Annotated in this window: 16 protein-coding genes and 1 pseudogene; 13 read left to right on the forward strand and 4 right to left on the reverse strand. The window is 43.3% G+C overall.

Annotated features, from left to right (window positions below):
- Positions 1-25 precede the first annotated feature (25 nt).
- On the forward strand, positions 26-1,327 hold the full coding sequence (gene thrC, locus R8P61_15395; GenBank protein ID MDW3648450.1) for a threonine synthase: 1,302 nt from the start codon (positions 26-28) through the stop codon (positions 1,325-1,327).
- Here the strand turns inward: thrC and R8P61_15400 are convergent.
- Positions 1,324-2,163: a restriction endonuclease gene (locus tag R8P61_15400; protein ID MDW3648451.1), complete on the reverse strand. Its 840-nt coding sequence runs from the start codon at positions 2,161-2,163 to the stop codon at positions 1,324-1,326. The genes thrC and R8P61_15400 overlap by 4 nt on opposite strands.
- Before the next feature lie 576 nt (positions 2,164-2,739).
- Here R8P61_15400 and ilvD point away from each other — a divergent pair.
- The 8 genes from ilvD (at position 2,740) to R8P61_15440 (ending at position 11,283) form a co-directional block, all read left to right on the forward strand.
- Positions 2,740-4,407 carry a dihydroxy-acid dehydratase gene (gene ilvD / locus R8P61_15405; protein MDW3648452.1) on the forward strand — a complete coding sequence of 556 codons (1,668 nt, stop codon included), beginning with the start codon at positions 2,740-2,742 and terminating at the stop codon, positions 4,405-4,407.
- Between the two features lie 23 nt (positions 4,408-4,430).
- The gene (gene ilvB, locus R8P61_15410; protein MDW3648453.1) at positions 4,431-6,167 is read left to right on the forward strand and encodes a biosynthetic-type acetolactate synthase large subunit; all 1,737 of its coding nucleotides are present in this window, start codon (positions 4,431-4,433) and stop codon (positions 6,165-6,167) included.
- 5 nt (positions 6,168-6,172) lie between these two features.
- The gene (gene ilvN / locus R8P61_15415) at positions 6,173-6,685 is read left to right on the forward strand and encodes an acetolactate synthase small subunit (protein MDW3648454.1); all 513 of its coding nucleotides are present in this window, start codon (positions 6,173-6,175) and stop codon (positions 6,683-6,685) included.
- 96 nt (positions 6,686-6,781) lie between these two features.
- Positions 6,782-7,846 carry a ketol-acid reductoisomerase gene (gene ilvC, locus R8P61_15420; protein ID MDW3648455.1) on the forward strand — a complete coding sequence of 355 codons (1,065 nt, stop codon included), beginning with the start codon at positions 6,782-6,784 and terminating at the stop codon, positions 7,844-7,846.
- A 51-nt stretch (positions 7,847-7,897) separates the two neighbouring features.
- A complete protein-coding gene (gene ilvA / locus R8P61_15425; protein ID MDW3648456.1) occupies positions 7,898-9,160 on the forward strand; it encodes a threonine ammonia-lyase in 1,263 nt (420 codons plus the stop codon).
- A gap of 117 nt (positions 9,161-9,277) precedes the next feature.
- Positions 9,278-9,895: a hypothetical protein gene (locus R8P61_15430; GenBank protein ID MDW3648457.1), complete on the forward strand. Its 618-nt coding sequence runs from the start codon at positions 9,278-9,280 to the stop codon at positions 9,893-9,895.
- Positions 9,896-9,901: 6 nt separating this feature from the next.
- Complete coding sequence (locus tag R8P61_15435) at positions 9,902-10,531, forward strand: hypothetical protein (protein ID MDW3648458.1); 630 nt, start codon at positions 9,902-9,904, stop codon at positions 10,529-10,531.
- Positions 10,532-10,638: 107 nt separating this feature from the next.
- Entirely contained in the window at positions 10,639-11,283 is a 645-nt protein-coding gene (locus tag R8P61_15440; protein ID MDW3648459.1) for a hypothetical protein, read from the forward strand.
- A 140-nt stretch (positions 11,284-11,423) separates the two neighbouring features.
- Here the strand turns inward: R8P61_15440 and R8P61_15445 are convergent.
- Positions 11,424-12,252: pseudogene (locus R8P61_15445) on the reverse strand (ion transporter).
- Positions 12,253-12,355: 103 nt separating this feature from the next.
- Between R8P61_15445 and R8P61_15450 the strand changes: the two are divergent.
- From R8P61_15450 to R8P61_15465, 4 genes are all read left to right on the forward strand, one after another.
- A complete protein-coding gene (locus R8P61_15450) occupies positions 12,356-12,706 on the forward strand; it encodes a hypothetical protein (GenBank protein MDW3648460.1) in 351 nt (116 codons plus the stop codon).
- A gap of 123 nt (positions 12,707-12,829) precedes the next feature.
- Positions 12,830-15,976, forward strand: coding sequence for a protein translocase subunit SecD (gene secD, locus R8P61_15455; protein MDW3648461.1), 3,147 nt, complete (start codon positions 12,830-12,832; stop codon positions 15,974-15,976).
- A gap of 158 nt (positions 15,977-16,134) precedes the next feature.
- Complete coding sequence (locus R8P61_15460) at positions 16,135-16,716, forward strand: DUF5706 domain-containing protein (GenBank protein MDW3648462.1); 582 nt, start codon at positions 16,135-16,137, stop codon at positions 16,714-16,716.
- A gap of 72 nt (positions 16,717-16,788) precedes the next feature.
- On the forward strand, positions 16,789-17,055 hold the full coding sequence (locus R8P61_15465; GenBank protein ID MDW3648463.1) for a hypothetical protein: 267 nt from the start codon (positions 16,789-16,791) through the stop codon (positions 17,053-17,055).
- 3 nt (positions 17,056-17,058) lie between these two features.
- Here the strand turns inward: R8P61_15465 and R8P61_15470 are convergent, their stop codons facing one another.
- Complete coding sequence (locus R8P61_15470) at positions 17,059-17,712, reverse strand: DUF4294 domain-containing protein (GenBank protein ID MDW3648464.1); 654 nt, start codon at positions 17,710-17,712, stop codon at positions 17,059-17,061.
- 179 nt (positions 17,713-17,891) lie between these two features.
- Positions 17,892-21,404 carry a SusC/RagA family TonB-linked outer membrane protein gene (locus tag R8P61_15475; protein MDW3648465.1) on the reverse strand — a complete coding sequence of 1,171 codons (3,513 nt, stop codon included), beginning with the start codon at positions 21,402-21,404 and terminating at the stop codon, positions 17,892-17,894.
- Positions 21,405-21,411 lie beyond the last annotated feature (7 nt).

A 21,411-nucleotide genomic window follows, 5' to 3' on the forward strand; every position in this document is an offset into this window, starting at 1 on the left:
GGCTTTTAGGTTAATTCGCGGCGCTATGCGACTTTACAGTACCAAAAATAAGAACAATTTCCGTAGCCTCAAGGAAGCAGTCCTCAAGGGTTTACCCGAAGATAAAGGACTCTTCATGCCGGAGGAAATCCCTCAATTGCCCCCTGAGTTTTTCCAAAAGCTGCCCCAGATGTCCTTTCCGGAACTGGCCTATGAAGTGAGTAAATGCTTGCTGAAAGGAGCCATACCGGATGAAGAACTGAAAGCTATTATCGAGCAAGCCATCAATTTTGATGCGCCGGTGCATAGTCTGGATGAGGACAAGCATATTTTGGAACTGTTTCACGGGCCTTCCCTGGCCTTCAAGGATTTTGGCGCCCGCTTTATGGCCCAGCTGATGTCCTATTTTGTCAAACATGAAGGGAAGAAGCTCTACATCCTGGTGGCAACTTCGGGCGATACCGGAGGAGCGGTAGCTTCAGGATTTTATCAAACCGAAGGAATCGAAGTAGTCATCCTCTATCCCAGTGGAAAGGTAAGCTTGCTACAAGAAAAGCAGTTGACCACCCTCGGCCATAATATACAGGCATTGGAGGTAGATGGAACTTTTGATGATTGTCAGGCATTGGTGAAAGAGGCTTTTCTGGATAAAGAACTCAATGAAGAGATGAGACTGAGTTCGGCGAATAGCATCAACATAGCCCGCCTGATCCCGCAGTCTTTCTATTATTTCCGCGCCTGGCAACAATTAAGACAAAACGATAAAAAAGTTGCCTTTGCGGTGCCCAGTGGAAATTTTGGGAATTTGACAGCCGGATTATTAGCCAAACGAATGGGACTTCCCATAGATCATTTCATTGCGGCTACCAATGTCAATGACATCGTTCCCGCTTACCTGGCTTCAGGAGAATATAGCCCCAGGCCTTCTTCTCCAACCATTTCCAATGCCATGGACGTAGGTAATCCCAGCAATTTTGAACGAATGAGGGACCTATTCGGAGAGGATTGGGAGAAGATGAAAGCTGAGATCAGTGGGTTTAGCTACACGGATGAAGAAACGAGAGAAGCCATCCAGGCAGTTTATGATGCCTATGGCTATATCATAGATCCACATGCAGCCGTGGCCTATTTAGCTTTTCATGACTTCAGGAAAAATAATCCAAATTATCAGGGAGTCATTTTAGGAACTGCTCATCCGGCCAAATTTCTGGATGTGATTGAGCCTGTATTGGATAGAAAGGTTCCTGTTCCGGAAAGGCTGGAGATTCTCCGTGATCGCAAAAAAGAATCTATCGAAATTGGAATTGGCTATCCGGAATTTAAGTCTACTCTTTTGAGCCTGCTTTAATCACAAAGCCCTTCTATTTCCTGATAGGCTTTATTGATTCGGGTAGGCCTGATATTGAGGCTCTTCAGTAATTCATCCTTGCCCAGCAAATCACGGCAGAGGACAATTCCTTTATCCAGCAATTTTTGCTTCTCTTTTTTGGTAAGGGAGGTTAAAGTCGTAATAGGATATAGATTTTCTGCTTCGATCAGGTCTCGCAAATTTCCCTCTTTAGGGAATCCCCAGGAAACGAGATTCATCCCATAATAGGTTCCGTAATTCAGGGCATCCTCTGTAAAGCGTGAGTTGGTAACGATCCAGCCTTCATACTCCCGGCCTCGAAAGTCTGGATTTTCTTTCCATTCGTTTCGCAAGTCACGAAAACGAGAATGAATATACATGGCTACCCGTACATCCACTTTTTTGGAGGCAGTATTTCCGAATTTACATTCAACCATAATCTGCCGATTGCCCTTTACCCCAAATACATCGACTTCATGAGTAATCCCTTTCCCTTGCATCACCACTCCCACTTTCACTTCAAAACCCTGCTTCTTAAGAATCTCTCCCACGAATCTTTCGAAAGGATAACCCGAAGGCCCAAGCTCCATTACCGCTGATTTCAATTTATATTTTGCTGCACAAGGGCGGCCATTTTTTTTGAGCAGAGCATAGGCTTTTTGGTAAATTTTGCGGGAAGAAATGCCCGGTACCAAAGTCGCCTCTACCTCTTCTGCGATTTCACGTACTGTCAGTTCATCGGCTCCTGCCTTGGTCAGAGATTGCCTGAGTTTCTTTCCATCGTAGGGAACTAATTCCCCTGAGGCTTTCGTGATGTATAATTCTTTTATCTGCATTTTTCGAGTCTACAAGCAATTGTCATTGCGAACGAAGTGAAGCAATCTCCTTAAATCCAATAACCTTATAAAAATCAAGAGGATTGCTTCGCCGTAGTTTCCGGCTCGCAATGACAGCTTTGCTGGGTCTTTGGCTAAAATGTAAGCACTCATCTATTTCAAAAACTGATGATCAATCGCTAAGATAAGTCGAATCCTGTTAAGAAGGGAAAGCATCTTCTAATCCCGAAAAAATCTTTTTGCAAAGGCTTTTCCTTCATTCTCAGTCTCTTCGACAAGAAATTTGGCCTAGAGGCCTAAAAATTTAGCTTAATATTTGGAAAGCAAATGAAAGGTTTCCATATTTACAGCGTTCAAAAGAAAAAATGAAAATTTTGCAATCCATACTATCCATTATTATTAATGTCGTAAGCATTATTCTTCGTAATTGAAGGAGAGTGGTTTTGCATACATAACATAATAAAAACCATTCTCCTTACAGAGAATGGTTTTTTGCTTTTGGATCAGCAATTAAGAGAGAAAACGGAATTATTTAGAACTCATTCAAAAAACATACTTCTACATAGCTAAAACGATATGAACCGCTACAGTAAAAGATTGACCCAGGATGAAACTCAGCCAGCAGCATTGGCTATGCTATACGGTTTGGGTTTGAGTGAAGAAGACCTGAACAAGGCACAGGTAGGCATCGTGAGCACCGGTTACGAGGGCAATACCTGCAATATGCATTTGAATGATTTGGCAACACGCGTGAAAGCCGGAGTAATGGATGAGGACCTTTTGGGTCTGATCTTTCACACGATAGGTGTGAGTGATGGAATGTCAATGGGAACGGAAGGAATGCGTTACTCTCTTCCTTCCCGAGATGTAATTGCCGACTCCATAGAAACTGTAGTAAATGCCCAATGGTACGATAGCCTGATCACAGTTGTGGGTTGCGATAAGAATATGCCGGGTGCCATGATGGCTATAGCTCGCCTCAATCGTCCTTCTATTCTGGTGTACGGAGGTTCTATAGCTGGAGGACATTATAAAGGAGAAACCCTGAACATCGTTTCCGCATTTGAGGCTTTGGGCGAAAAAGTTGCCGGCAACATCAGTCCGGAAGACTTCAAAGGCATCATACAAAATGCATGTCCGGGAGCGGGTGCATGCGGAGGTATGTACACGGCAAATACGATGGCTACAGCCATAGAAGCCATGGGAATGAGTCTTCCCTACAGTGCTTCGAATCCAGCCGTAAGTGAAGATAAATATGCGGAATGCCTGAAAGCCGGAAGTGCTATCAGGCATTTGCTTTCTGAGAACATTCTTCCCAGAGATATCATGACCAAAAAGGCTTTTGAAAATGCCCTGACCATGATCATGATTATGGGAGGATCTACCAATTCTGCCTTGCACATGATTGCTATCGCCAAGGCAGCCGAAGTAGATATCACCCTGGATGATTTTCAGCGAATCAGTGATAAAACTCCTTATATCGGGGATCTAAAGCCTTCAGGTAAATACCTGATGAAGGATGTACATGCATTGGGAGGCACACCTGCTGTAATGAAAATGGTGTTGGAAGCCGGTTATCTGCATGGAGATTGTATGACAGTTACCGGTAAAACGCTGGCTGAAAATCTGGCTGAGCTTCCGGGACTTCCTGCAGAACAAAAACTCTTCTACTCTTTCGACAATCCCATCAAAGAGAGTGGCCATCTGCAAATCCTGTATGGGAATTTAGCTGAGGATGGTTGTGTAGCAAAAATCACAGGAAAAGAAGGAGAAGTATTTGAAGGAGTAGCTCATGTTTTTGATAGTGAGTTTGAGGCAAATGAAGCCATAGTAGCCGGGAAAGTAGTTTCAGGTGAAGTAATCGTAATTCGCTATGAAGGACCCAAAGGAGGACCGGGCATGCCTGAGATGCTAAAACCAACCGGAGCCATTATGGGAGCTGGATTGGGAAATAGTGTAGCCCTGATTACCGACGGAAGATTTTCCGGAGGCACCCATGGATTTGTTGTGGGACATATCACTCCGGAAGCTCAGGTTGGCGGCTTGATTGGCTTGCTGGAGAATGGAGATAAAATCACCATAGATGCAAAAGACAATAAGATCGTTGCACATATTTCGGAAGAAGAAATAGCGAAAAGAAGGGCCAGCTGGAGCCCCAAACCTCCCAGAGTAAGTCGGGGAGTACTTTACAAATACAGCAAAACTGTATCCACTGCCTCAGAAGGCTGTGTTACTGACCAATAGAATATTTTTAGACTAATATAAAAATGCCGACTGCGTTTAAAGCTTCTCAACAAGTCCTCTCAGCCACCGGGAAAAAAGTCTCGGGCTCAGAGGCCGTAATCCTATCTCTCATTGCCGAGGGGGTTGATACCATCTTCGGATATCCGGGAGGAGCCATTATGCCTGTGTATGATGCTTTGTATGATTATATGGATGTGCTTAACCACATTCTGGTCAGACATGAACAAGGTGCAACACATGCAGCTCAAGGCTACGCCAGGGTAACCAACAAGACAGGGGTCTGCCTCGTAACTTCCGGTCCGGGAGCTACCAATCTGGTAACAGGGATTGCAGATGCCATGATCGATTCTACCCCTATGGTCTGCATCAGCGGACAGGTGCCTCGCCATCTGCTGGGTTCTGATGCTTTCCAGGAAGTTGATGTGATCGGTATTACCATGCCCATCACCAAGTGGAGCTATCAAATTACCGATGCCCGTGAGATCCCCGAAGTTTTTGCCAAAGCCTTTTATCTGGCAAATTCAGGAAGGCCGGGACCGGTAATGATTGATATTTGCAAAAACGCAGAACTGGGAGAACTTGATTTCTTCTATACTCCCTGCAATAAAGTCAGAGCTTACCATCCCTATCCGGAAGTTGATCAGGCTTGCTTACATAAAGCAGCTGACCTCCTGAATAATGCCAAAAAGCCCTACATCCTGCTAGGACATGGGGTTTTAATTTCAGAAGCACAGCCTGAGTTTCGTGCTTTCATTGAAAAAACCGGTATTCCGGTGGGAAGCACCCTGCAAGGACTATCTGCTTTAGAATCAGATCATCCTCTTCATACCGGCATGCTGGGTATGCATGGAAATTACGGTCCCAATGTCCTGACCAATGAGGCTGATGTCATTATGGCTGTGGGTATGCGATTTGATGATCGGGTTACCGGTGATGTAAATCGATATGCCAAGCAGGCCCAGGTCATTCATATCGAAATCGATGAGTCTGAAATCGACAAGAATGTAAAAGCGGCTGTCCCATTAGTGGGAGATGCCAAAGCTGTTTTACGTGCGCTATATCCCCTGGTGAATGATAACTCACATGAGGAATGGATGCAGCGATTTAGAGATTGTGCAGCAGAAGAATATGAAAAAGTCATCATGAAGGATATGAATCCGGAAGGAGAGCTTTGCCATATGGCCGAAGTTGTGAATAAGCTTTCTGATAAAACAGAAGGAAAAGCAATCGTGGTTACCGATGTAGGTCAACACCAAATGGTGACTGCTCGCTATTATAAATATAAAGATACGGATGGCTGGGTGAGTTCTGGAGGCCTGGGAACCATGGGCTTTTGCCTGCCTGCTGCTTTCGGAGCAAAATTGGCAGTACCAGAACGAGAAGTTTTGGCCATCATCGGAGATGGATCTTTCCAGATGACTATACAGGAACTCGGATGTCTGAGCCAGAATAATACAGCTGTTAAGGTCATCATCCTGAATAATAATTTTCTGGGTATGGTTCGACAGTGGCAGCAATTATTCTTTGATCGTCGCTATTCTTTTACAGAATTGACCAATCCGGATTTTGTAAAAATAGCTGATGGATATGGCATTCCTGCCCAAAGGGTAAAAACTCGCGCAGAACTTGATCAGGCACTCGAAACCATGTTGGCTCATGATGGGCCTTATCTACTGGATATCGTAGTCGAAAAAGAAGAGAATGTATTCCCAATGGTTCCTTCAGGAGCTGCTGTATCTGAAATTAAACTTGAACCCTAATAACCATGGAAGATCAATCATATACCTTATCCATATTTACCGAGAATAAAGTAGGTCTTCTGCACAGGATCACTACGATCTTTACGCAAAGACATATCAATATTGAAAGTTTAACCACTTCAGAAACCGAAGTGGAAGGCATTTCCCGCTTCATCATTGTGATCAATACCAGAGAGGATCAGGTAGTAAAGCTCCGAAAGCAAATCGACAAATTGATCGGAGTAATCAAAGCCTTTATCCTGAGAGAGGAAGATGTCGTAATGCAGGAAATTGCCTTATATAAACTTACCACGGATAAACTGGCTTCTGATAGTTTTGAACGTATCATTCGGGAAAACAATGCCCGGGTCCTTAGCATTACTATGGATTATGTCATGGTGGAAAAAACCGGTCATCCGGGAGAAACCATAGATCTATTCCATAAGCTGGAACCCTTTGGTATACAAGGATTCTCCCGCTCAGGTACGATCGCTATCTCAAAGAAGCCCCTGATGATAAAATCATATCTAACTATGTAAATAGATTGCCAGCCGGTAAAAGAATTCACCACACGAAAAAGATTCCCCGGAGGCAATTTCAACTCAACACTATTAATTAAGCTTTAATTAAGAACAATGGCAGTAATCAATTTTGGCGGCGTCGATGAAACGGTTGTAACCCGCGAGGAATATCCCCTCGAAAAATCGAGAGAAATCCTTCAGGGAGATACTCTGGCGGTATTGGGATATGGCGTGCAAGGGCCCGCACAGGCACTCAATTTGAAAGAAAATGGATTCAATGTAATCATTGGTCAGCGGGAAAATTCTGCTAGCTGGGACAAAGCTGTTGCTGATGGCTGGGTACCTGGACAGACTTTATTCTCCTTGGAAGAAGCCTGCGCAAAAGCTACAATCATTATGAATTTGCTTTCTGACGCAGGTCAAATAGCCACATGGCCAACCGTAAAATCTCACCTGACAGAAGGAAAAACTCTTTGCTTCTCTCATGGATTTGCGATTACCTATCACGATCAGACTTCTATAATTCCTCCTGAGAATGTAGATGTTGTACTTGTAGCTCCTAAAGGTTCAGGAACCAGCTTGAGAAGAAACTTTTTAGCAGGAGCAGGAATCAATTCCAGTTTTGCTATCCACCAAAACGCTACCGGAAACGCCAGAGAAAAAATCATTGCTATCGGTATTGGTATTGGTTCTGGATTCCTTTTTGAAACAACTTTCAAGAAAGAAGTATTTAGCGACCTTACCGGAGAAAGAGGTATCCTTATGGGTGCTTTGGCTGGGGTAATGGAAGCTCAATACAATATTCTGAGAGAAAAAGGACATTCTCCTTCTGAGGCATTCAATGAAACCGTAGAGGAATTGACACAATCTCTGATCCGTTTGGTTGCTGAAAATGGCATGGACTGGATGTATGCCAACTGTTCTACAACAGCACAAAGAGGAGCTTTGGATTGGAAAGATCGTTTCCGCGATGCTACTGCACCTGTTTTTGCAGATCTCTATGAGAGTGTAGCAACTGGAAATGAAGCAAGAATCACGATAGAAGCTAATAGTGATCCTCAGTATAGAGAAAAGCTGGGTGAAGAATTGGCGGCAATCGCAGATTCAGAAATGTGGCGTGCAGGAGCAGCTGTAAGAGAGCTCCGTCCAGAAAGACAAAGCGCAAATAGTAACGCATAATTTATCATGTAGTCGGCGAGTGTATCGCCGACTACCCATTTTCCAACAATCATGGTCTCTGAAAAAACGAGCCTTTTGCCTCTGGGAAAAATAGTCGAGGCAAATGAGCGACTAAAGGGAGTTGTCATGCGCACTCCTTTAATGGAAAACCTCAACCTTTCCCATAAGTTCAGGAGCAAGATCCGCCTGAAGCGGGAGGATCTGCAAGTAGTACGATCCTACAAACTGAGAGGGGCATATAATAAGATGTCTCAACTGGATCCTGAAGTGGCCCGAAGGGGAATTGTCTGTGCCAGTGCTGGCAATCATGCACAAGGCGTAGCATTTTCCTGTCATGCCCTCAAGATTTCCGGAAAAATCTTCATGCCCGGGACTACTCCCAAACAGAAGGTTCAGAAAGTACAAATGTTTGGGCAAAACAGGGTTGAGATTGTGTTGGTTGGAGATACCTATGATGAAGCCTATAGCGCAGCTATGGGAGATTGTGCTGCACATCAGAAAACCTTTATCCATCCCTTCGATGATTTTGAGGTAATGGCAGGTCAGGGAACCGTAGCTATGGAAATCCTGGCTGATAGCCATGAGCCGATAGATTATGTATTCCTGGCAATCGGAGGAGGAGGCCTGGCTTCTGGCCTGGGTTCCTACCTAAAACAACTTAGTCCCAAAACAAAGATCATCGGAGTTGAGCCAGCAGGTGCACCCGCTATGCATGATTCTCTCAAAGCAAAAAAACTCATCACCCTGGAGGAGATCGATAAATTTGTAGATGGTGCAGCTGTCCAGAGAGTAGGGATCAAGACTTTTGAGATTTGTAAAAAAGTTCTGGATGATATGCTTCTGGTTCCGGAAGGGAAAGTTTGCAGTACTATTCTCCAACTCTATAATGAGGAAGCCATTGTTGCTGAACCTGCAGGAGCGCTGGCAATAGCCGCTTTGGATCAATATGCAGACAAGATCAAAGGGAAAAATGTGGTCTGTGTCATAAGTGGGGGGAATAATGATATCATGCGTACCGAAGAGATCAAGGAACGCTCTCTTCTCTATGAAGGTCTCAAACATTATTTTGTAATTCGGTTCCCTCAAAGAGCGGGCGCCCTCCGTGAGTTTTTGGTTAATGTACTCGGACCCAATGATGACATCACTCATTTCGAATACACCAAAAAGAACAATCGCGAAGCCGGACCTGCTTTGGTAGGCATTGAGCTGAATAAGTCGGATGATTTCGAAGCCCTGATTGATCGTATGAAGGAATATGAGGTCAACTATCAACACCTCAATGATTCTCCGGATCTTTTCACGCTTCTGGTCTAAAAGCCGTTAAAAAAACTTGTCCATCCCGAGTCAGAGCCTTCCTTTTCAAAACATATTTGCTATTTTTCGATTGAAATAGCATTCCTCCTCTTTGCGAAAGGATTTGGGTTCGGCTCCATGTGGAAGTATCTCAAATATTTTGTTCCGGCAATTTGTCCCATTATCTGGGCCTTATATGTCTTTGTCCTGCGGAATATGTTTTCCTACAGGCTTACAGATACCGTATTGATTATTTCCGGAACCTGCATGCTATTGTTTGGGGCTATATGGTACCTCTTCTATAGTAAGCCGCAACACAGATTTACCCCGGCTATCATCATTAGCCTGGTCTTTACCCTTTCTCCGCTTTTTCTGAGAGCAACAAGTCTGGTGGATATTGATTACATGGCAAAGTGGTGGCTCGATCGACCTCTTTTTGTCTGGCAAATTTGTTTGGGTTTATTGATCCTGGCTTTCTTTTACCTGCTTCGATTTTATTTTCGACCTGCACAGGACCCTTTTTCAGTATTGAAGCTCCTCATTATCCTCCTGGTAGTAATTCTGGCTATTGTTAATTTTTTGTTTATTGATGATGATACAACTCTGACATTCTCTGCAGTTACTGTCATCTCGCTACTCAGCATACTTCCGGTGGTACATATTTTTGATATGCTTTTCTGGGAGGGAAAAATGAAACGGGAAAAAGAGAATATAAATTCTCTGGATGATTTAATAGAAAAGATTTCCGGAAGCTAATAACCTATGACTAAATCCCTTAGATATACCTGGCCTGTTTTTGCCTACCTGATTATGGTAGTCATTTTATATGTGGGAAGTTTAGGTGAATTAGCCGAACTGGTACGACTCAGGGAGTTGATTAATGTTATACTCACTGTTGGGGCTATCTACTACTTATATACCAGCCCTTTTAGTCAAACTCATTTTCTCCCCTTATTTACGCTGCTCATTGTCAGACTTATGGTACCCATGCTGGTCCCTTTTAATGCTACTACCGGAGTGAGTTTTTATATGGGGAGCAATATGGCCGTATTGTTTTTTTATTCTCTGAGAACCCTGCACAAAGAACCCATTCGCAAAATTGATTATCGCAAACTGTACCTGGTAGGAGCGACCATAATCTTCCAATGTATTTACTACGGTATCCTGGTTTTTATGTATGAGGAGACAGAAGCTATGGACCGAAATGAATTCTTTACCGGAGCCTCAGCCGTCAATCTTCTGAGCCAGATATTCATTGTGTGGCTGGTTGTTATCCATTTAAAACTAGTTGGGAAATGGGAAAAAGATCAGTTAGATGAAGAGGAACTTGAGTTGATCGAAGAAATAGGAAAAGGGAAAGAAATTGAAGATCAGGAGGGAAAAAATGCGTAATTGATCTTTCAATTGAGGAGGGATATTTAACCGTTCCCCTAAGCTTACTTGGTCAGCGTCAACTAAATAGCTAATATCTGGTATACACCAAATTCCTGATATTAGCCGTGAAACAGAGACCCCTACAAAACTCCTTCTGGACCCATGCCAAATACTTGGTCCCATTCCTTGTTCCACTACTCACTTTCTTTTTGGTAAAAATCCTGGATGGTCGCTATCAATACTTAACTGAAAGTACGATTGTTGTATTTTGGTTGACTGCCATGGTCTTTATGATCCTTTGGTGCCTGAAGTTTACCAAGCCCATGCGAAAATTCTCCCTCCTATTACTGGGTGCTTTTCTGATTTCGCTTGCACCCGGATTTTTCATTTTCCTTGGGATCATTGATAGCAATTTTTATTCAGACCTCCCTCCGGCAAAGGGGCCCTATGTATGGTATCATTCCTTAACTTCCATTATGATATTTGGCATATATCTGCTGCGTTTTTTCTCAAAACCGGAAAAAGATCTTTTTGCCATTCTGAAATTAAGCCTCATCATATACCTCTGTGTATTGGTAAATGCCTTCTCTTTTTTCAATGAAGATGAAGCCTTGATGGTCTTTATATCGATCAGTGGGATTGCCAGTATTATACTTTTGCCCCTCATACATGGAATAGAGATGATGATGTGGGAAAGAAGCAAATCGGTTTGGATGAGCTATTTGAAAGAGGCTGAGTTTGGAGGAAAATTAACCCATAGTGAGGGATAAGGGAAAGAGAAATCTCAGCATTTTTTCTGGGACTATTGCTCACCATTATCCATCTGAGCATGTTGTACAAATGGAAAACTACCTAAATAATAGAAACTCAGGATAGGATGATTGATCAGATAGGAAAATAATTCCTGTACCTACAACTCATCCCCGCAAAATTTACAATGCACCGCATCCATATCATGCCCTTCCAGGCTACAAGAAGGACAAGCCTTTGTACTGACTTCAGGCAATTCTCCCAGCTCACCTCTTACGAGTTCGGCGGAGACGATACCTGTCGGAACCGCCAGCACCCCATAACCCAGAATCATCAGGATGGCAGATAAAAATTGTCCCATAGGAGTAACGGGAGCAATATCTCCATAGCCTACGGTAGTGACCGTAACTATGGCCCAATACACACTATGCGGAATGCTGTCAAAACCGCTCCCCTCCCCTTCTTCGATCAGGTACATAGCCGAGCCAATGATCAGAACTGCACTTAAAACTCCGACCAAAAAAACCGTAATCTTTCGACTACTACTAATGATAGCATTATATAAGGTACTCGCCTCGCTAAGATACTTTGCAGCTTTAAATACTCTGAAAATTCTCAGAAGTCTCAGGGCACGAATGGTAGCCAGATATTGAGTGCCCGTAAAGAATATACTGAGGTAGGTAGGTAGGTAAAATGGCCAGAAAGTCTACAATCCCATAAAAGCTGAAAATGTATTTCAGGGGTTTACCTGTGAGCCAGATCCGGAGCAAATATTCCAGGGTAAAAAGGATAGTTATGCCCCATTCGAGGTAGTAAAAGAGATCCGGGTATTTGCCTCCCAGACTTTCTACAGATTCCAGCATGACTACCAGTACACTCAGGACAATGAAGACCAATAAGGTAACATCGAAAGTCTTACCTGTGGGTGTATCTGCCTCAAAGACAATCTCGTGCAGCCTATCTTTAAAACTCTGTTTTTCGTTCGCCATCTTACAGCTTGAAAGTACTATAAGAAAATGAGATATGGAAATAGCAGAACCTTATCTCATTTTGCTTCGTTTATTAATATGCCTATATTTGCGCTTCCTATTTATGAAGCTATACAGATTTCCATATTATCTGATTCTTGTTATTGCCGCCTCGCTGGCAATGATTTTCTTTTTGAAGATCAACAAGAAAAGCTTCTATAACCATTACTTCCAGGAGATTGCCGATATAGAGTTAAGAAACTCTCAGGCCTTCAGTCTGGATGGTTCACTCGAAGTATTTGCCCTTACAGAACTCAAACCGGTAGTTCTGTCCATCTTTTGGCTAGGGTTAGGGCTTCTGTTTGGTGTAGTGTTCAGGATTCTTCCTTTGCACATCCGAGCCGAATTCTTACCTACAGCCAACCACACGCATATCAGCTTTGTAAAGCTGGTTCATCCAACCCGTGCTCCCTAGCACATTTTCCCTTTAGAATACTAAATCAAGCTTAGGTCATTTCATTGATCTGAGATACCTGTATGGGTTTCCCATATATATATCTAACATTCACCTTCTATTTTTTAAAACGAAAATTATCTCATGAGAAATAAGAATACCGTTATAGGATTGTTACTGGTATTTGTAGCAATATGTGCCTATAACCTGTATTGGACCTACCAACAATACAATATCGAAAACCAGATCTCTCCTTATAGAGAGGCTGCAAATGAGTTGACTCAGGATACTGCTTCCTGGGGAGACAATGAATATGCAACCCTGCGTGCTTATGACAGCATCCGTACAGCTATGGCTGATGAGCGTCAGAAAGCAGCTGCAAACTCTTTTACTCTGGGGCTTGACCTCCAGGGTGGGATGTATGTAACCATGCAGGTGCAGATTGAGGACATTGTTCGCCAATTGGCAGGCAATATTCAGGACACTTCTTTCACCAATGCACTTGCCTGTGCAAGAGAAAGAAGGCAAGCCGAAGCAACAGCTTATGTACCTCTTTTCATCGATTGCTATAAGACAGCAAATCCAGAAGCTCAATTAGGGGTTCTCTTTGCTGATCCGGATCAAGAGATCGATTTTGACACTCCTGATGATCAAGTGCAGGAATTTTTGGAAGAAAAGGCCCGTGATGCCATGGACCGTACTTTCCAGATTATTCGTACCCGTATTGACCAGTTTGGTGTAGTTTCTCCTAACCTTCAGCAGTTGGACAACAACCGCATCCTTCTGGAGCTTCCCGGTGTAAAAGATGAAGACCGTGTAAAAAGACTTCTGAAGCAAACGGCTAAAATGGAGTTCTTCACTACCCATACCGTCGATCGCTCTTATCCGGTACTTTTCGAAATCAATGATTACCTGAAAAGAGAGCAGGATGCAGCAGCAGAAGCCACTTCTACTGAAGATGGGGAAGCAGAAACAAGTGCAGACAGCGGCGAAGAAGAAGGAGAAGAAGATGATGCAGATGCAGACTCGACCCTGGCCAGCCCCGATACAGCTAGTACTGATTCGGCTAAGGCCTTTGAAGATATGACCGAGGAAGAGCGTCAGGCAGAATTGGAAAAGTATAGAGCAGAAAATCCCCTATTCGGACTTTTCGCTCAGACTTTCGACTATAATGCCATGATCGCCAATGGAGTTACTGAGCCTTTGGTAGCACGTGCACTTGAGCAGGATATTTCTCGCATCAATGCCATTTTTGCCAGAGAGGAAATCAAAAACCTCATTCCTCCGGATATGCGTTTTGTATGGTCTTATAAGCCGATTGATGATGAGACGGGTAGTCCTACCAATCTGTATGACCTGATCACTATCAAGACCAATGATGATGGCACTCCTGCCATGGGTGGAGACGCTGTTGCCAGTGCTCGTCAGGACTTCAACGGAAGAACAGGTGCTCCGGTAGTAACCATGAGTATGACTTCTGAAGGAACGAAAGACTGGGGACAGATCACCGAAGCTAATATTGGCAAATTCGTTTCTGTATTGCTGGACAACAAAGTTTATTCTTATCCAAGAGTAAATGATGCGATCCGTAGTGGTAGTACAGAAATCAGTGGTGGATTTACCATTGATGAGGCGAAAGACCTTGCCAACGTACTTGAGGCTGGTCAGCTTCCTGTAACTACCATTATTGAAGGTAGCCAGACAGTTGGACCTTACCTCGGTGAGCAAAATATCAAAAATGGATTGAGCTCTCTGTACTATGCAGGTATCGTGATCCTGATCTTCATGGCGGTTTATTATGCCAAAGCAGGTCTGGTTGCAAACGTAGCCCTGATTGCTAACGCAATCTTTATCCTGGGTCTTTCAGCAGCGATGACCATTGTATTTACCCTACCAGGTCTTGCGGCTTTGGTATTGACGATAGGTATGGCGGTAGATGCCAACGTACTGATCTTTGAAAGGATTCGGGAGGAATTGAGCAGGGACAAGACACTCAAAGCGAGTATTAAGTCCGGTTTCGCCAATGCATTCTCTTCTGTAATGGATGCAAACATAACCACCCTATTGACAGGGGTTGTGTTGGTAACCTTCGGAGTAGGTCCTATTAGAGGTTTCGCAGTAACCCTGATCATCGGTATCATTACCTCTTTGATCTCAGCATTGATCATCACGCGTTTGATTCTGGATTACTATGGAAATAAAGGCAGTCATGCCATGAACTTCGGATTCGACTTCACTATGGGACTTTTTGACAAAGTCAAAATCAACATGGTAGGACGTCGTAAGTTCTTCTACATGGTATCCGGTGCCCTGGTTATAACCAGCTTGATCCTGATTGGAACAGTTGGATTCAAAACAGGGGTAGACTTCCAGGGAGGTCGTCAATACACCGTTGAATTCACTCAGGGTAGCTCTGATGCAGCAACTGCCAGAGACCTTGATGCAACAGAAGTAAATGATCTTCGTGGTATCCTTACGGAGAGTTTCAATAAAAATGCTCCACAGATCAAAACGCTGGAAGCTGATAACCAATTGCTGATCACTACCTCTTATCTGGTAGAAGATCGTAATGCAGATTCTTTGGTTAAAAGCATCATGCTGACCGGAATTGGTGATAACTATGGAGATGTGAGTATCCTGTCTAGTACAGATGTCGGACCTACAGTTGCAAACGATATCAAGAATGCAGCTTATCGTTCGGTAGTATTCTCACTCATCATCATCTTCCTTTATATCCTCTTGCGTTTCCGCAGGTGGCAGTACTCACTGGGTGCAGTTGTAGCTGTATTCCATGATGTATTGATTGTACTGGGAGTATTCTCCTTCCTGAGCATGTTTGACATCAGCCTCAACGTTGAGATCGACCAGGCATTGATTGCGGCCTTGCTGACGATCATTGGTTACTCGATAAACGATACGGTGGTAGTGTTTGACCGGATCAGGGAGAATCTGGGAGAAATGAAGTCTTCGGTTCTTGAGACCATTTACAATACTTCTATAGACCAAACGATTAGCCGTACGTTGATCACCTCTGTAACTACCTTCCTGACTGTACTGATTCTGTACATCTTCGGTGGTGATGTGATCCGTGGCTTTACCTTTGCGATCCTGATTGGTATCATCGTCGGTACTTACTCTTCTATTTTCGTTGCATCTCCGATTTCACTGGATATGATTAACCGCAGTGGTGGTATTCAGCCAGTAGCTGATGAGGAGACAAAAGAAAAGACCAAGAGACCTCCGGCAAATATCAACAAGCCAAAGAGTAAAAAGAAATCTAGAAGATCATAGTATTTGCTATGATATCCAACCCAAGAAGCCGTCTGCTAAGCAGGCGGCTTTTTGTTTTTTGTCCTAGATGAGAAAAGTCACTTCCTCCATTGAGTTTGTATAGTTCTCTCTCAAAAACAATCTCTTATCATGTGAAGGAATTATAAATCTAAGATGACGTGGAAATTCTAGAAGCCCCCCCTTTATTTAGTATACCCAAGAAAAAGACGGGACAAAAAGGGATAGACACCTTTTTAAGAAACAGCTATCGAACCCATATCGCTTATAGCTCGCTCGCAGATAAGAAAGCCAATATCATGATCAAATTTAATTCGGTCGTGATCAGTGTTCTGATCGTTTTTTTCGAAAGCATCACTGACTTAAATCCAGCTGCATACTTATCAGGAATTATATTCTTATGTACAGCTCTGGTTTCCCTGGCATTTGGTACTCTCTCAGCCAGGCCTGAGATAACCAAACTCAATAAGCCCAAGCACGATTTGGACATCCGCAAAAGAAATCTCCTCTTTTTCGGCAATTATGTAGACCTGGATCTCGAAGATTATGAAATAGCCTTTGATGCTATGATGCAGGATTACAAACTGGTTTATGGTAATATGGCAAGGGATCTGTATTTTCTGGGGAAAGTATTGGACAAAAAGTTTATCTACTTGAAGTGGTCCTATAATACCTTTCTGACTGGACTTGGATTTACGGTATTTGCCTTTCTGATTTCTCTCTACGCACGAAGCTTTCATTAATCAGCCTTCTCTGACAATGGTAAGATAATTGCTGCTTCTCATGCATCATTGCCACAGCAAAAGTCGCCATTTATGCGAGAGACCAGCAAAATTCTTATCTACCTGACATGTATAGTAGGAAGTGGCCTTCTGATAGGCAGCATTATTCTCTTCTATAAAAATGCGAACCTCCACGGATTCCAGTTCCAGGGAGACTATATGGGTACGGGTAAAGGAGGACAGCTGAGAGCAGCCAGTCTGAGTTGGCAGGGCTTATTGATCCTAAGTTTATGCTGTTATGGAATCGGGGGATTTTTCTGGTGGACGAGTCCCCGGGGAAATGAGGCGGATGAAGATTAGGTCCTAATCCGTGAGCACATAATTGTAGGTACGATAGGCGATATTATAGCCTCCTCTTTCCAGTTCATGGACAACGGCTTCTATCATCATTTCTTCTTCAGCATCGTATTCTGTCTTGAGGTTTATACCAAACAAACGCCCAACCGTTTGCCAGAAAAAGGCAGAAGCACCGCTTTTGGTTTCTTTGATCAGATGATAGGTTGAATTTCCAGTTTGACGAGAAATGAGCTTGACCAACATTTTCCCTTGCGAACGGCTCATTTTCCTAAGATCTTGCTCATATCTGCCAAAAAGCTCTTCTTCCCGAGACTTCAGGTATTTTTTCCGATCCTTTTTATCGTGAATACCCGCCAGCTCTTTATTCGCATCTTCCATGACCTCTCCAACCTTTACAGCATAAGGATAAGTCTTATGGATGTTCCAACGAAGCTTGGTAAACTTGGCGATACGCCTTTTTCCTCTTCGTAGCTGTTTTTTGGTGGGATATGAATCAATAATATCAACAGGATCAAGACTTCCTGTCATCCACATTTCCCCCATATATTCATAGGCCTTAAAGCGATCCTCAGGCTTGGGACGCTCTTGTCCAAAGCTTAAGCTATATCCGATTAAGGATATTGAGGCCAGGAAAATAATATGTTTTAAAAATCTTTGCACGAAATGGAAAATACACAAATTCTACAACTATTACGAACTAAATCAGTGAATAGTTTGCTCATAATTAGGATTCGTAATCTTATCACAAGTCACTGAGTCCAAACAAGCAAAATTCGTGTACTATTGAGACAAGTCCAGCAGGATTAACCCTAGCTATAAAGCTCAAAGAAAGGATGATCTTAGTATTCGTAATTGATTTTCAGGCTGATTCCTCGTGTATTGGGAAGGTTAAAATAATCCCAGCCCATGATATTAGAATCTCCCCTAAGGTTGGTTTCCGGATCAATGCCGCTATATCGTGTAAATAAAAGTAGATTTCTTGCGGTAAAGCCTATCCTGATCTGTGAGTTTTTCTTACCCAGCCAATTGATCTGGAAAGGATAAGCTATATGTACTTCCCGAAGTCTGATCCAGGAGGCGTCTTCAATGTACTTTTCAGAGAGGCCCAAAAACCCATATCGCCTCCAGTAAATACCACTCATGCCTTCAGAAGGCTCAGCAAAAGCTACTGCTTTGGTATTGGGTTCGCCAGCCTCGCTAACTCCCGGAAATACATAATTTCGAAGCTCTCGCTGATCTCCACTTTCGCGAGAAACCCCCAGATAACTCATGACCCCTCTGGTCCCGTTCCATACATCTCCTCCCTTTCTGATATCCCAAAGCATGGAAAGTTGAAGTTTACCAATTCCAAGCGCATTTCTGAGGCTGAGGAAAAAGTCGGGATTGGGATCACCGATAATTGTATGAGCTTCATTTATCAGGGGAAAACCATCTTCCCCTATGATCATTTCTCCAGCCTCATTTCTTTTGATAGAAGTCCCACTGAAAACACCATAAGCTTGTCCGTTGATAATATTGGAAGAAATAGCCGTAAAGGAGGCCAGGGTGATTTGAGGCATGTTGATGGGGAGCTCACTCACCATAGATTTCACATGGGAGAAACCGATATCCAGATTCCAGAAAAATTTTCGTTTTTGAATCAGTTGAAGCAAAAGGTCTACCTCCAGGCCTTTGTTGCTGATTTTACCTGTATTTTGGGGAGCAGTAAGGAAGCCTGTAGCAGCTGACATTTGGGTTCTGACAATCTGCCCTTTACTTACAGATTTAAACGCATTTATATCTGCCCTTATTCTACCCGCAAACATCTGAAGTTCCAATCCAAATTCAAGGGCAGTAGAATGTTCGGCCAGGAGATCGTCATTACCCAGTAGGGTGGACCGTTCTAATGCAGTTACCCCAAAGGCGGGAAACCTGAGGCCAGGCAATAGGTCATCACCATCGGAAACGGCATAGTCGAAATAGGTATTGGTCAAAAAGCTCGCTGCATCATTTCCCGAAGAACTGACTGAAGCTTTCAGTTTTAAATAGGAGAAAGTCCCCTCAGCCTCGAAGTCAAGCGCCTCACTGAGCTCAAATGCACTCGAAATGCTTGGATAGAAAAAGGAGCGATTTCCTTTTGCGAGGGTAGAAGACCAATCGTTTCTTCCAGAAATATCCAGGTGTAGGAAGTTCTTGTATGAAAGTTGTAGGTCGGCAAAGAGGCCAAAGAGTTGTTTTTGCCGCTTGCTATGCTGAGAAGAAAGAGAATTTGCATTATCCAGTAAATATATGCCCGGACTTTTCAATTCTTCTCCTCGAAATTCTTTCATCTCAAAGTCTGCTCCATAATAGTTTTGTCCCAGAATCCCTTTTAACTGCCAATCACTAGAGAGGCTTTTTTCCGCTATCAATAAAAGGTCGGAATTGATATTTCGATTTACAATATCGGTTTCATCTATCTGTCCTTTGGGATGGGTTCCTGAATAAATATCATAAGCATCCAGGCGTTGGTCAGAGTAAAAGTCCAGGCCAGCTTTCCAACTCATTTTCAGCCAATTATTTAGCTGATAATCAAAAGAAAGGCTCTGAATCAGGCGATAAACTTTGTCCCGGAAGGGATTTCTATTTACTGTCCAGAAGGGATTGTCATATCTTCCTCCTCCCCGATAGGCCCGTTGATCTCCCCCTGGCAGAAGATAAGAAGAAGGCGTATTCGCTGCTTCCTTTCCCCTAAGCCCATTTCCAATATCAAAGGATACCGGATTTCGAAAAAGTCCCAGAGGCACCCCTGAGAACATGGATCCCCTTTTCATTCGATTGGCTTGAGAAAAAGTGAGCTGTGTTGAAATCCCAATCTGCATACGAGGATTTACCTGCACCTGAAACACACTTCGAAGACTATTTCGATTGAAAAAGGAATTTGGCACTACCCCATCATGTCTGAGAAAACCGCCAGAGAGATAATAATTGAGTTTTTCTGTGCCCCCGGAAACAGAAAGGTGCTGGCTATGCCTGATTCCTTTAACAAAGAAACTCTTATAAGGATCATAAGTCCGAGCCGCTGTTCCATTCCCTTCTCCTAAGGGTACCAGGGCTCCCAATTGATCGTAGGGATAGTCCGGATTCCCATCAAACTCCAATTGGTCCAGGGCAGGACCATAACTCGTACTTACAGAGCTTTCGGGACCTCTGTATTGGATTTGCCCAGCAGTGAATTTACCCTGAGCATAGCGATTTTGACGCAGAGGCAATTTGTTTACTTCTTCAAAGCCAATTTCAGAACTATATCGAATTCTGGGTTTTCCTTCCTGTCCTTTTTTAGAGTTTAGAATAAGGGCACCATTGGCTGCACGAATTCCATATAAGGCTGCTCCTGCTGGTCCTTTTAAAATACTGATGCTTTCTATGTCGTTCAGGTCAATGTCTATCAGCCTATTGGATACGTCTACGCCACCGGTTCCATTTCCGGTAGAGGTATTGTCAATGGGAATACCATCGAGGATAATAAGGGGTTTATTAGCCCGGCTAATAGATTTGAAACCTCTGATGATAATATTGGCAGATGCTCCCGGCGATGCAGAAGAACTATTGACCCACACCCCGGAAGATTTTGCTGCTAAAGCCGTGATCAGATTACTCTCCTGGCTATTGGTAAATTCCTCCGCTTTGAGAATATCCATCGCATATCCCAGTTTCCTCTTTTGTGCTTTCATCCCTACTGCCACAATCACGACTTCATCCAATTCCTGATTGTCTTCTTCCAGCAGGATCAATTGCCTGGATGCCTGATTTACTTTAATGAATTTGGTTTTATAACCGAAATAAGAGATGCTTATGGTATGTTCTCCTTTTTGTAAGCGAAGCCTGAAATTACCTTTATCATCACTAATAGCCCCACTTTTTCCATCTGTTCCTTTTATACTTGCCCCAACCAGTGCTTTTCCTTCTTCCCTGCTTTGGAGGCTTCCTTCAAACACAAATTCCTCCCTTACCTCCGGGCCTCTGCTTCTCCTAACATTCCTTTCTGGCGCCCGCTTTGGTTTACTTCTTTTGATCGCATAATTTTTACGCCCCATTCGCTTGAAATCCAGTCCCAGATCTGGCAGGATATCTTTGAGGATCTCATCAACTTTCAGAGAAAAATCGATTTTTTTATCTACCCTCAGCCCTTCTAAAATGCGAGCTTCGTACAGAAAGGATACCGCTTTTCGCTGACCTAATTCTTCAAGTAGGTCTTTGAGGCTGTAATCATGTGAATGGGAAAGGCTATTGGTGGTACTGGCAGCTATTTTTGCCTGCGCCCGAAGAGAATCAGGCGAAAGAGATAATAAACAGAGAAATCCTGCTATCAGGCAATAGTAGCGGTTTAGCATGATGAAG

The organism is Bacteroidia bacterium (assembly GCA_033391075.1).
Lineage (GTDB): Bacteria > Bacteroidota > Bacteroidia > J057 > J057 > JAWPMV01.